Below are 12,422 nucleotides of genomic sequence, written 5' to 3'. Positions count from 1 at the left end.
GTTCGCGAAGCCGCCGCCGGTGCTGGTGAAGGTCCACAGGGCGGTGTGGTTGGTGCCGTCGGCGTCGGCGCCCTCGTTGTAGAGGATGCCGATGTCGGCCCTGCCGTCGCCGTCGAAGTCACCGGCGGTCACCTTCGACCGGTCCCAGTTCCAGGAGCCGACGCCCGCCTCGATGTTGTCCCAGGCCTTCACCGGGGCGGCGAAGGCACCGCCGCCCTTGCTGAGGAACGTCCACAGCACGGTGTGGTTCACCCCACCCTCGAGGCCGTTGTTGTAGAGCACCGCCACATCGGCCTTGCCGTCGCCGTTGAAGTCGCCGGTGGCCCGGGTGGTCTGGGCACGGTTGGCCGTGAAGAAGGACACGGCGGTGGAGAGCGGGCCGGTCTGGTTCGCGTCGTTCGTTGCGCGGACGGCCAGCGCGTGCGGTCCGTCGGACAGGCCGTTGGTGTCGAAGGCCATGCTGTACGAGGGACCGTGCCCGCCGACCGTGCCGACCGCGCTGCCGTCGACGAGGAACGTGGCCCCCGTCGGCGTGCCCACCTGGTCGGTCACGGAGGCCGAGAGCGTGACGGTGCCGCTGAGCACCGTACGTGCGCCCGGTCCGGTGACCTGGGAGATTGGCGGGGTGGCGGTGGGGTACGGGTCGACGCCGTCGTCGGTCAGGCCTGCTTTCGGGCCGCAGTCCGGCCACTGGCCCGGCCCGGCGCCGCGCAGGATGCGCTCGGCGACGACGATCTGGTCGTGCTTGCTCGCCTGGTTCGGGTAAGCGGCGAAGTCCCGGCCGCCGAAGGCGTCCCAGGTGGGCTTCGTTATCTGCAGGCCACCGTAGTAGAGCCCGTTGGACGACACGATGGTCCAGTCCTGGCCGCTCTCGCACTGGGCCACCCGCTCCCAGGTCTCGACGGAGGCGGCGGAGGCCGGGACGGCGGGCACGAAGGCGAGGGCCGTGCCCGCGACGGCGGCGCAGGCAACGGTGGTGGCGAGACGCAACGGCGTACGGACACGCGTGGAAGTCGTCGGCATGAGGGAGGAACGTCCTTGAGGTGAAGAGGGAGGGGTACGACATGCCGGCCCCGGCCGGCCGGGGCCGGCCGGACAGGTCCGGCCGTGGCGAGGGCAGCCCAGATCAGCCCAGGTCGCTGCGGTACCAGTTCCAGCTGCCCGAGGCGCTGTTGTCCCAGGCCTTGGACGGGCCGTACAGGCCGTAGACGCCGTCGTTGCGGCCGCCGAAGGTGAACAGCGAGGCGTTGTTGGTGCCGTCGGCCGACTGGCCGTTGTTGTAGAGGACGCCGAGGTCGCTCTTGCCGTCGCCGGTGAAGTCGCCGGCCACCAGCTTGCTGCGCTTCCAGCTCCACGAACCGGTGGTCGTGTCGTCGTTGTCCCAGGCCCGCCTGGGCGCGAGGACGCCGTCGGTGGTGCCGTACGCGATGTGCACGGCGGTGTGGTTGGCGCCCGCGCTGTCCTGGCCCTCGTCGTACATCATCGCCAGGTCCGCCTTGCCATCACCGTTGAAGTCCCCGGCGACGGGCTTGGAGCGGTCCCAGCTCCACGAACCGGTGGTCCGGTCGTCGTTGTCCCACACCCGCTTCGGGGCGAGGATCCCGCTCGTGGTGCCGTACCCGAGGTGGAAGGCGGTGTGGTTGGTGCCGTCGGCGTCGGCGCCCTCGTTGTAGAGGATGCCGAGGTCGGCCTTGCCGTCGCCGTTGAAGTCGCCGGCGACGGGCTTGGAGCGGTCCCAGCTCCAGGAGCCGGTGGTGCGGTCGTCGTTGTCCCAGGCACGCGCGGGTCCGTGGATGCCGCCGTCGTACGAGGAGAGGATGTGGAAGGCGGTGTGGTTGGTGCCGTCGGCGTCGGCGCCCTCGTTGTAGAGGATGCCGAGGTCGGCCTTGCCGTCGCCGTTGAAGTCGCCCGCGACCGGCTTGGAGCGCTTCCAGTTCCAGCTGCCGGTGGTGGAGTCGTCGTTGTCCCACACCTTCTGCGGGTTCGTGAAGGCCGCGCCGGTGCTGAGGAACTCGTACAGGCTGGTGATGTACTTCCCGGTGCCGCTCAGACCGTTGTCGTAGAGCACGGCGAGGTCCGCCTTGCCGTCGCCGTTGAAGTCCCCGACGGTCAGCTTGGCGCGGTCGGTGTTCCAGCTGCCGTTGACCGAGTCGTCGTTGTCCCACACCTTGAGCGGGGCCTTGAAGCCGGATCCGGTGCTGGTGAACCTGTAGATGGTGGTGATGTTCTTGCCGGTGCCGCTCTGGCCGCTGTTGTAGAGGACGGCGATGTCGGCCTTGCCGTCACCGTCGAAGTCACCGGTGGTGGTGGCGGGGATGGCCTTGTTGGCGACGAAGAAGCCGGTCCCCGCGGACATCGGTCCGAACTGGCCCGCGCTGTTCTTGGCCCGGACGGTCAGCGTGTGCGGTCCGTCGCCCAGTTCGGTGGTGTCCAGCGCGGCGTTGAAGCTGTTGCCGGCGGTCGCGACGGACTCGGCCAGCCGGCCGTCGACGTAGAACTCGGCACCGGTCGGCGTGCCGACGCTCTCGGCGACCGAGGCGCTCATGACGACGTCACCGTCGATGATCGCCGAGCCCGCGGGGCCGGTCACGGTGGCGACGGCCTCCGAGGTGGACGTGGAGCTGCTGCCGCCCTCCGAGGCGACCGGTCCGTCCACGACGTTCTTGTACCGGAGAGGGGTGTAGCTGGACGTCGAGTGCCCGGCCAGGGTCTCGAGATTGAAGTTGCCGACGTACCGCTGGGTGACGACACGGGGGCGGCTCTCGGCGTAGTAGTAGAAGGTGCCGGCGGACTGGTCGATCCAGCCCGCGAAGAGGACGACGTGGCCCCCGCTCACGGAGTTGAGGGCGTCGCCGGGCTGCAGCTGCGAGCGGCTGATCTCGGTCGCCACGGCGGGCAGGTCGGAGGTGGTGCGGCTGTAGGAGAGCTGCCAGGCCATGGAGACGAAGCCGGAGCAGTCCTGGCGGTAGCGGCCGCCGGTGGCCTCGTCCTGCCACCAGTTGTACGGGGCGGTGGTCCCGTTGTCGCTGTAGGGCACCGTGTTCGCCCAGTCGTGGGCCCGGTCCATCACCTGCTGGCGTGTCACCTGCCCGCCCGGGGCGGCGCCGTGGCCGATCGTTCCGGTCGAGGTCACCGACTGCCAGCTGGACACGACGGTGTCGGCGTGTGCGGTCCCGGTGGCGAGGGCGACGGAGGCGATGGCGGTGGCGAGCAGCAGCGAGGTGCCGCGGCGGGCGGTTCTGACGGCGTCACGGTCGAAGGACACGACTGTCTCCAGGTCGTTGAAGCGAACTCACGGGTGATGTTGCGGCTGGACGTCCTTCGGGGGGCGGTGCACCCCGCACCGGACGCCGTCAGCGCCTCGATCCTCCCGGTGACCCTCCACACGGCGACAACACGCCGAAAACACGCGCACAACGCCACCACAACGCGCCGGATGGGGCCTGCAGGCCCCGGGCGCTCGCTCTGCCGGAACCCGCTCCGGCCACGAACCGACGAGACCGAACGGACCATCCATGGCGCAGGCGACCGGCTCGCCCACCCGAACCGTGCGACCTCGCGGCGGAGGCGTTCGCCGCCGTCGCCCAGGCCGCCGAGCACGGCAATCTGCTCGACGCCCACCGCCTCGCCGGACTGCTCCCGCGGGCCGGGCGGCTCGAGGGACCGGCCCTGCTGCGCGACGCCTGGTTCGGCCGCGTGATCGACACCGGCACGCTCATCACGCAGGCCGGCCGGGTGCGGAGCATGGCCGAGTACCCCGATACCGCCCTCGACCGTGCGGTGTGGCGCACACTGTTCAAGGCGGCCGGCTTCACGGTCGACGGCCGCCCCGCCGAGCGACCCGCCCATACGGTCGAGCTCTGGCGCGGCAGCGTGTCCGAGCGCAAGGCCGACCGGTCATCGTCCGTCAGCCGCGCCGTCGCCGTCGCCGAGGCCTACGCCACCGGCACCGGCACCGGCGCCCGCCGGCCGACCACGGGCAGGCTCTACCGCGTCCTCGCCCCGCCCCGCGCACCGCTCGCCCGCAACAACGGCCGCGCCGAGGACGAGTACGTACTCGACACCGAGACGCTGCCCATCACCGAGGTACCGCTCACCCGCTGACGTCTCCGAGGCCGGCCGCATGCACGACGACACAAGCGAGGACCTGGCCGTGAAGCCGTACGCCATCACCCAACTGCCTGGCGACCGGGCCGTCCAGTGCGATGCGACCGCCGTGTGCACGATGGCGGACGGCACTTGCGCTATGCCCTGCTCGACGGCGTCGGCGACACCCAGGCCGTCCGCGCCTTCACCCGCACCGCCGCCGCCGTCTGGCGAGCGCCGCCGCGGGGCGCGGTGACGCGGCAGCCGGCCCGTGCGCCGAGTACGACCGCTACGCCGCCGACCCCGCCCGCACCGCCGACCACGACCTCCCCACCGCCGCAGCGGTCGTCGCCGTCCACGTCCCCGGCGGCCTGCTGTCGGTCGCATGGTCCGGCGACGCCCGCGCCTACCTCCTCCTCGACGGGAACCTGCGCCTGCTCACCGAGGACCACAACGCACGCCGCGCCTACGACGGGGACCGCAACCTGATCACCGCCTGCCTCGGGCGAGCTGGAAGCGACGAGGAGACCGAACGCATCTGGGGCCACCCGGCCATCGAGTTCCTGCGCGGACCGGTACGGCCCGGGTGGCTGCTGCTCGCCTCCGACGGCACCTGCGAACCGCACGAGGACGCAAACCACGGCCTCGCCGTCCACCTGACCGGCGACCCGCGCACAGCCGCCGAGCGCCTCGTCGACGACGCCGTCCGGCTTGCACACGAGCGGAACGCCCCGTACGCGGACAACGCCACCGCCCTCGTCACCCACATCACCGACGAGGGCGAAGAGGCGGCTGCCCATCCGACCCCGCCGCCCGGACGCCCGCTTGTACGGTGAACGGTTCGTTTCCTGGGTCCTCGCGACAGCAGCGCGGTTCGCCCCGTCGTAGATACGAGGTCGGGCCGCGCAGAAGCCTGCGCGGCCCAACATGGGGGCGGCCGTGCTGCGGACCGGCCCGTAGGGACCTGCGGGCGGCGCCCCTGAGCACGTGCGCATCGACCGCGGCCGGGACTTCCTGTCGAAGACGGTCCTGGGCGTGTTCGGCGTCCTGGACACCGAGGCCGAGGTCCTGCCTGCCTACAGCCCGCATCTGAAGGGGACGGTGGAGAACCTCAACCGGTGTGCCGACCGCATGCTCTTCGCGCTCCTGCCCGGCTCCACCCTCACTCCCGAGCCCCGACGCGCCAAGAAGAAGCCCGACCCCGACGAGCCGGTGGCGCTGACCTGCGCCGAGTTCACCGCCGAGGTCCTCGACCGGGCGCGTTGGTGGAACACCGAGCACCGCCCCGCCCGCCTGGCCGGCCAAACCCCGTCGAGACCTGGCAGGCCGACCCCACGCCCCTCTCGCACATCCCCGAGGCCGCCTTGTGGGGGCTGATGCTGGAGGACGACAGCCGGGTCCGGAAACTGAGCAGCCACGGGGTGCGCCGGCGTGGCCGGGACCACCTGGGTGCACGGATGGCCGGCCAGGCAGGCCGTAGCGTGCGGATCCGGCACATGCCCCACCACGATCACGAGATCGAGGTCTGTGACACGGCTGGACGTCACCTGGGCACCGCCCACCTCGCCGACGCCGCCACTGCGGAACAGCTCGACGAGCTGCGCCGCACCCGCACCGTGCGGGCCCACCGACTGCGCGAGGACGCCAAGAAGGCCGAGGCCCTCCGCCGACAGCGCTTCGCCCCGGCCACCGATCCCACGCCCGCCCAGCGCCTGGGCGCCATCACAGCAGCCGAAGCAGACCAGGAACTTACGACCTCCGCCGACAGCGACATGGCCGCCTTGGCCCTGCCGGACCTCATCCCACCCGCCCCCCGACGACTGGAACACCCCCGCCTCCCTGCGCCCCGCCGCCCGAGAAGAGAAGCGATGACGAGCCAGCTGCCGCCGAGAGAGACCGACCACTACACCCAGCTCATGGACGCTTCGGTCGTCACGACCCGCGCGCTCCTGGCCGCCCGGGAGAACATCGCCGACACGATCGAGGCCCGCGCGATGATGTGCATCCATGGCCGGCCGGCGTGGGTAAGACGCTTGCTGCGAACGTCTGCCTGCGCGGGCTTGAGACCCCCCGTGGCGAGGAGGTCTGCCGGATTGCCTTCCGCGCCCGCCCCACGGCCCGAGCGGTACGGCACGAGCTCTTCGCTGCGCCAGGTCTGCCGGGCGAACCTCCGCGTCACCCGTCCGAGTTCGACCAGCTCCTTTTGGACTCGCTCTCAGCCCAGCCCCGTACGCTGGTAGTGGACGAAGCCCAGTGGCTCAATCGAGAAACGTTCGAATACTTTCGTTTCATCTGGACCACCCGTATACGCAGATCGCCATCATCTTCGCCGGCGGCAAGGGAGCACACACGGTGCTGTGCAAGGAACCGACGCTCTCCTCCCGCATCTTCATCTGGCAGCACATCACCAAGCTCACTCCAACAGAAGTCCAGCAGGCCATCCCGCTCTACCATCCCGTCTGGAAACGGACCGATCCCGCAGACATCGCCTTCGCCGACCGCCATGCCACGCATGGCAACCTCCGTAACTGGGCCCGGTTAACAGCCCACATGCTGACCGCACTCGAACGGACAGGCCGCGACCACCCTGACCAGGAGGTGCTGCGATGGGCGTTCAGCAGACTGGGCAGCTAGCAGGACTGCTCCCCGCGCCCGCCTGCGGGGATGGTCCCGAGAAGCTCGGCACCGACGTGATCCGGAGCATCTGCTCCCCGCACGCGCGGGGATGGCCCCATGGCCTTGGTCTTCAGCACGCTCGTCGCGATCTGCTCCCCGTACCCGCGGGGATGGTCTCTTGGCCGCCGCAGGACGGCCGCATGACCGGACTGCTTCCCGCTCGCGCGGGGATGGTCCCTGGCTCGGCGACGCCGCTCTCGTCGGCCCGGTCTACCTGCGCCGGCACGACACGCTCGCGCAGATTGCCGCCGGCTTCGGGATATCCGTCGGGACCGCCCATGTCTATGTCGCGGTCGTCGTCGAGCACTTGTCCCGCCGGGCGCCCGGTCTGCTGCGGGTCCTGCGCGAGAGGGATCCTGATCACGTCCTGCTCGATAGGACGCTCGCCGAGTGTGACCGTGTCGGTGACAGCCGGGCCGACTTCTCCCGGAAGCACCGTCGTCACGGCGTGAACGTGCAGGTCGTGGCCGATCCCACGGCAAGCTGCTGTGGATCTCACCCGCGCTACCCGGCCGCACCCACGACCTGACCGCGGCCTGCACCCACCGCATTGTCCGGATCTGCGAACGCCAGGGTTTCCCCGTGCTCGCCGACCGCGCCTGCATCGGGGCCGGCTCCTGGGTGACCACGCCCATCAGACGGCTTCCCGGCCGGGACCTCACCACAACCCAGCGGACGATCAACCGGGCCCTGTCAGTGGCACGAGCGCCGGTCGAACGAAGCATCGCGCGACTCGAGTGCTGGCAGATCCTGCGCCGGGCCCGCTGCGGCCCCGGCCGGATGACCGTCATCGGCGCAGCCGTCCTCACTCTGGAATGTCAACGCTGATGAATCTCATTGCCGTTCCGGGGTGAGGGCGGATCGGCAATGGCTGTCATCCAGTTGGGAACTGTCTTACGACCAGACAAGTCGACCTTTGGTGAACCGACAGACCGGGTAGCTGCCATCGGCGATCCTCGTCAGCGTCTCGGCCACGGAGTCGAAATACTGGGCCATCGATTCGTACTCGCCCGTGACCGTGACCTCACCCACGAACCAGCGGCCGACGCGGCCGTCCCGCACGTCGATGAACTTTCCCGTCCAGCCGTCCTGGTCCGACAGGAACGGGATCCACTCGTTACGCCAGAACGGATTGTCCGGCTGGTCCGGAGGGTCGAATCCGCAGGACGTGGAGCGGTTCGCGTAGAGCCTCTCCATCGCCCGGATGCCCAGAAAGAAGCTTCCCTCGTCGGGGAACCCGTCGAAGCCGCAGCATGCCACGTCGTCGTCGACGTCTTCCTCCGGCAGATCCAGGTTGTTCTGCAACAGCCACGTCCGCAGGTCCCCATGCAGGGAGATCCCCATCCGTTCCTCGGCTGCCGCGAGCATCTGCTCCGTAGCGGGCCCTGGCAGATCCGCGTGATCGGCCGGCGCGTGCTCCCGAAGAAGACTCATCACACGCGACCAACTCTCAGCCACACTCATCACCCTCTGCCCCCTCTACAGGGATGTCTCCGTCCGACTACGCCACTGCGGAGGTTGGGGCACCGGCCAGAGAACCTTGCAGGGATGGTACTTCGAGCATGCGTTCCATCCCTCCCCGCGATCATTTGTGTTCACCGGCCCCGGCTGGGGTCTGGTCGGGGGGGGAGGGGGCAGTCGACGAACATGTTGAGGGGTGTGGTGGGTGCCCATCGGAATTCCTCGTCGTGGTCGCGTGATTCGAGCAGGCCGGCTTCCACGAGTGTGAGGAGGGTGGTGTGGAGGGCTCGTCCGGTCGGGTTGTCTTCCCAGAAGATCCTTTTGCTCTTCGAGAAGGGGATGTCGGGCGTGAGCGCGCCGAGGCTGAGGCCGAGTTCGTATGCGGCCTGGTCCCAGTAGACCCAGTCCTTCATTGCTTCCGAGAAGACCATTTCAGTCGGTCGCCTTTCTCCTCGTCACGCTTCAGTTCGTGTCCTGGGGCCGTTCGCCGGACGGTGGGTGGCTCTCGGACTCATCAACATTGATCATGCATGGACCAGGACAGCCGTGTGGTGACTCGCCGAAGCAGTCGGCCGGCGGCTCCTGGTCTCGGGTAGGGAGCCGGTCAGGCGCCGGCCGTCGCCGGTGTCACGCCCTGGGCCACTGGCGACCCGGCCGCCACACAGTTCGCAGGGGCAGCGGCCGGGGTTTCTGGTGTCTGCACGCATGCCTGTGCGATACAGGGGTCCCCGGTTGGTGACGGGGCCCGGGGCTGTGTGTGGTGCCCGGGGCCCTACATGTTTCGACGCGCCGCCTCCCCGGGGTTGTCCCTCTCTGAGGCCGACGGCAGCCTGTCTGTCTGCTCCGGGTTGGGGACGCGGTCGGCTGCGCCCAAGTGCCCCGCACCCGGCTCGTTCGGGGTTCTCAAACACGCGGCGGGCGCCTTCACCGAGCCCCTCCAGCCGCCACATGAGCCCGTTGGGGTGTGGCCGGGGATTCCAGTGTCTGCACACACTCGTGTGCGATGCAGCCAGCCTGGGGGCCCCGGGGCACGTCCAGTGCCCGGGGATCCCTGTCCGGGGCCGGCGGTGTCAGCTTGTCGCCCAGTCCAGTCCGAGTGCGGCGAGCGCCTGGAGTTTGTCCTCGGTGAGCTTGGCGCGCCTGGACTTTGTGTTCGACAGAAATACGCCCAGCCGGACGGCGTGTCCCTGGCCGTCGACCACGATGGCCTCTGCGTGTCCTCTGGGGACCCTCACGTGTCCTTCCCGGGCCAGGTACTGGGCGAGTGCCGCTACGCCCTTCTCGAAGGCGTCCAGGGGCTTCGTGGGCGGCCCGGCGGGCGCTTCCGGCGCCGTGGACGGTTCTGTGGCTTCCTCGGCTCCGGCAGGCCCTTCGAGGGCCTGGGCGTGAGGGATGACGCCGACGGCCCTCAGGCGTTCGCGTTGTCCGTCGGTCAGCGTCTGCCACACGTCGGGTTGGCGTTGTCGGGTGAGCCATTTCCCGATGTCCATGCCGTGGACGGTGACGCCTGGTTCGATGTATCCGAGGATGGTTTCTTCGGCGAGCATTTCGCGGACGACGGCGTAGTGGCGTTGCCACTGGGCGGGCCAGGCGGGGTTCCAGTCCTCGTCTACGGCCTCCAGTGCCGCTCTCCATTCGGGGTGTCCGTCGAGTGCTCCGGGCCTTCGGAGGTTGGCGAGCCATTGCCCGATGGGCCGGCCGAGTGCGGTGGCGGTTCTGGGTGCGCACAGGGTCCAGTGTTCGGCGTGGTACGCCTTGGCGGCTTCCAGGTTCTCCTGGAACCGTTCGTCCGCCACACTCCACACCATGCCGAGTTGTTCGAGTCGTCGGGCGCGTTGTCCGGTCATCCCCCCGGCCGCATACGCCCGTCGCTGTTCCGCCACCCACTGTCCGAGCGGTGTCCCACCTTCCTTGTGTCCGTAGGGCACTCGGGCGCTCCCCACCCGTTCCACATACGCCTTCAGCTTCGCCCAGCCGCGGGCCCAGTCCTGCCGTTCGGTATCGATCACGTTGAACGACACCCAGTCCGCGACCATCACCGGATCCCTGGGTGCGGCGAAACGCAGCAGCAGACGGGATTCCTCCTTGCCCTCCTCGGGTGCGGCGCCGATGTTCACGGAGGGCTGCGCGACGTCTTTCTGCGGTTCCTGCGGAATAGCGAGCAACTCAATGGCCTCTTCATCATGTGCACGCAATCCTTCAAGGGTGCGCACCAAAGGCCTATACGATCCCGAGGTGAACATGTCCTCCGGCTGCTCGCCAGGCTGAAGAAACACCGGCACGATCAGAGAAGCCAACTTTCCCTCGCCTGGCTTTTGGCGGAGGGCGCGGCCGATGGCCTGGACGATGTCGTGCGGCGCGCCCTTGGGGTCGAGCAGGGCGACACTGTCCACCGCCCGGATGTCGACACCTTCCCCCAGAACCCGACAATTCGAAAGAATCGCCCGCCGCCCGGTGGTCCCGAAGGTGTCCAGGACCTGGCGCCGGCGCTCCGGGACGTGTTCGCCGCACAGCCAGTCCGCCCACACCCGCGCCGGATACGTCTCGGGCCACTCCGCGTGGAGTTTCGCCGCCACCCGCCCGAGGCCCTCCGCGTATGCCTGTGCCTCCATCGTCCGGTGGTGGAAGGTGATGCACGTCTGCAGCCCGTGCTGCGCCATGGTGTGCAGCAGCGCCGCCTGGAGGGCTCCGAGCCGCTGCCCGCGAACCTCCTCCGACCTCCGGTCTTCGCCCATGAGCCGCATAGGGGTGACGAGCGGGTCCTGGAGTTCCAGGACGATGATCTGGTACCGCGCCAGCAGCCCGCGTGACACTGCCGACGCCAGGCTGAGCTTGTAGAGGACAGGCCCGAAGACAGTCTCGTCGTCCATGGAGGCCGCCATCTCACGCGGTAGTGGGTCGCGCACCCCTTCCTCCAGTTCCCAGCCGGCGGGCCGTGCCTGCCAGATCCGCGGTGTCGCTGTCAGGTACAGCCGGCGGTACGCCGGGATCACCGCCTGGTCATGGATGCCGGCCCACGCCTTACCCATCGAGCCACTTGTCCTGTGGGCCTCATCAACCACCGCGAGGTCCACCGGATCAAGCTTCTGCCCGTAGGCACCCTGGAACGCCTCCGCGAGGACTCCCAGGCTGGCGTAGGTGGCGTAGATCGTCACCGGCCCCGTCCCGTGCCACAGCGCCAGCTGCACGGGATTCGTCGTGGAGCGCACTCTCAGGCTCCACAGTCCGGGGTCGTCCGGGAGTGAGCACACCGCGACCGCCGGCCCCCTGTGTCCGACCCGATGCCACTCCTGGACCGTCTGCGCCAGCAGCTCCAGGGTCGGCACCAGCACGAGCACACGCCCCCGCGGGAGCATCTCGCGCGCGGCGAACGCGGCCGTGATGGTCTTCCCCGTGCCGCACGCGGAGATCACCTGCCCCCGCAAACCTGCGGCCGGAATACCCCCGGGAGGGACGTCGAGACCACGCCGGATGGCATCGACCGTCTCGATCTGGTGCGCGCGCAGATCGCTTTTCTTCATGACCACAGGAAACAAACTCCTTCTGGAATACAGCGCGCAACGAGAAAAGAAAGACCGGCGCGACAGAGGGGGCCAGTGGTGCTGTCTCAACCCAAACTCTACACAGCCTGCATCCGTGATGCATCACCCACCACACCTGCTTCCCGGCAGGCCGGCACGACCGAACCCCGTCCACGCACGCGGTACGAGAGACGCCTGCGGCGAGGACATCAGGGCAGGCTCGACGGCAGAGGGACGACGGGGCAGGCAGCGCCGGGGGAGAGGGCTCGGGTGGAGCGCAGCGGAACCCGTCACCGAGGCGGGGCCGGCATACCGTCAGGCCGCAGACCCCACCGTCCCTGAGGGGGTGGTGGGTCAGAACCCCAAACGCTACACAGGCCCACGACGTGATGCATCCTCACTGCTGCCCGGCGAAGCCGGAAGGGCGGAAGCGCAGCGGACGCCCCCTCAGTTTCCCCGCAAGCGGGGAAACTGACCCTCCACCAGATTGGAGCGAAGCGGAAATCTATAATTCCCGCAACGCGGGAATTCAATAAAGCGCGCAGCGCTTTATTGCCAGAAATCCGCTTGCGGATTTCATGAATTCGCGAAGCGAATTCCACTAAGGACCCGGCTTGCCGGGTCTTATCCCGCGGCGCCCGCCTTGACCTTGGCCTTGCCGTTGAGCAGCTGGACGAG

General features: G+C 69.2%; 9 protein-coding genes and 3 pseudogenes. 7 read left to right on the top strand and 5 right to left on the bottom strand.

Translation table 11 applies throughout. The annotated features are described in order from the left end of the window. Together AB0C73_RS22660 and AB0C73_RS22655 are read right to left on the bottom strand one after the other, a co-directional pair. On the bottom strand, nt 1-1,023 hold a 1,023-nt coding region (locus tag AB0C73_RS22660; RefSeq protein ID WP_362532966.1), incomplete at its 3' end, for a transglycosylase family protein. 103 nt (nt 1,024-1,126) lie between these two features. Next, a complete protein-coding gene (locus AB0C73_RS22655) occupies nt 1,127-3,265 on the bottom strand; it encodes an FG-GAP-like repeat-containing protein (protein WP_362532964.1) in 2,139 nt (712 codons plus the stop codon). Nucleotides 3,266-3,696: 431 nt separating this feature from the next. Between AB0C73_RS22655 and AB0C73_RS22650 the strand changes: the two genes are divergently transcribed. The 7 genes and pseudogenes from AB0C73_RS22650 to AB0C73_RS22620 form a co-directional block, all read left to right on the top strand. Then, nucleotides 3,697-4,104, top strand: a complete 408-nt coding sequence (locus AB0C73_RS22650) for a hypothetical protein (RefSeq protein ID WP_362532961.1) — start codon at nt 3,697-3,699, stop codon at nt 4,102-4,104. Nucleotides 4,105-4,205: 101 nt separating this feature from the next. Next, on the top strand, nt 4,206-4,922 hold the full coding sequence (locus AB0C73_RS22645) for a hypothetical protein (RefSeq protein ID WP_362532959.1): 717 nt from the start codon (nt 4,206-4,208) through the stop codon (nt 4,920-4,922). Between the two features lie 151 nt (nt 4,923-5,073). Continuing rightward, nucleotides 5,074-5,463, top strand: a complete 390-nt coding sequence (locus AB0C73_RS22640; protein ID WP_362532956.1) for a hypothetical protein — start codon at nt 5,074-5,076, stop codon at nt 5,461-5,463. Next, nucleotides 5,463-5,627 (top strand): annotated as a pseudogene (locus AB0C73_RS22635) (Mu transposase C-terminal domain-containing protein); the annotation flags it as partial. The gene AB0C73_RS22640 and the pseudogene AB0C73_RS22635, both read left to right, overlap by 1 nt. 458 nt (nt 5,628-6,085) lie before the next feature. After that, nucleotides 6,086-6,325 (top strand): annotated as a pseudogene (locus AB0C73_RS22630) (ATP-binding protein); the annotation flags it as partial. A 14-nt stretch (nt 6,326-6,339) separates the two neighbouring features. After that, nucleotides 6,340-6,720, top strand: coding sequence for a hypothetical protein (locus AB0C73_RS22625; protein ID WP_362532954.1), 381 nt, complete (start codon nt 6,340-6,342; stop codon nt 6,718-6,720). Between the two features lie 235 nt (nt 6,721-6,955). After that, nucleotides 6,956-7,590 (top strand): annotated as a pseudogene (locus AB0C73_RS22620) (transposase family protein); the annotation flags it as partial. A gap of 66 nt (nt 7,591-7,656) precedes the next feature. On the opposite strand, the gene AB0C73_RS22615 reads toward AB0C73_RS22620, so the two are convergent. From AB0C73_RS22615 to AB0C73_RS22605, 3 genes are all read right to left on the bottom strand, one after another. Further along, nucleotides 7,657-8,196, bottom strand: coding sequence for an SMI1/KNR4 family protein (locus tag AB0C73_RS22615; RefSeq protein WP_362533292.1), 540 nt, complete (start codon nt 8,194-8,196; stop codon nt 7,657-7,659). 161 nt (nt 8,197-8,357) lie between these two features. Beyond that, nucleotides 8,358-8,654 carry a hypothetical protein gene (locus AB0C73_RS22610; protein ID WP_362532952.1) on the bottom strand — a complete coding sequence of 99 codons (297 nt, stop codon included), beginning with the start codon at nt 8,652-8,654 and terminating at the stop codon, nt 8,358-8,360. A gap of 639 nt (nt 8,655-9,293) precedes the next feature. Next, a complete protein-coding gene (locus AB0C73_RS22605) occupies nt 9,294-11,744 on the bottom strand; it encodes a Helicase associated domain protein (RefSeq protein WP_362532949.1) in 2,451 nt (816 codons plus the stop codon). Between the last annotated feature and the right edge of the window lie 678 nt (nt 11,745-12,422).

It is taken from the genome of Streptomyces sp. NPDC048623, assembly GCF_040650755.1.
Lineage (GTDB): Bacteria > Actinomycetota > Actinomycetes > Streptomycetales > Streptomycetaceae > Streptomyces.
The sequence above is the reverse complement of the archived record's forward strand: the minus strand, read 5'-3'. Positions and strand labels throughout refer to the sequence as shown.

Bases quoted from the DNA above. Each gene is read 5' to 3' on its own strand.
- AB0C73_RS22610 (WP_362532952.1), bottom strand. From the start codon at position 8,654: ATGGTCTTCTCGGAAGCAATGAAGGACTGGGTCTACTGGGACCAGGCC.
- AB0C73_RS22615 (WP_362533292.1), bottom strand. From the start codon at position 8,196: ATGAGTCTTCTTCGGGAGCACGCGCCGGCCGATCACGCGGATCTGCCA.
- AB0C73_RS22645 (WP_362532959.1), top strand. From the start codon at position 4,206: ATGCGACCGCCGTGTGCACGATGGCGGACGGCACTTGCGCTATGCCCT.
- AB0C73_RS22605 (WP_362532949.1), bottom strand. From the start codon at position 11,744: ATGAAGAAAAGCGATCTGCGCGCGCACCAGATCGAGACGGTCGATGCC.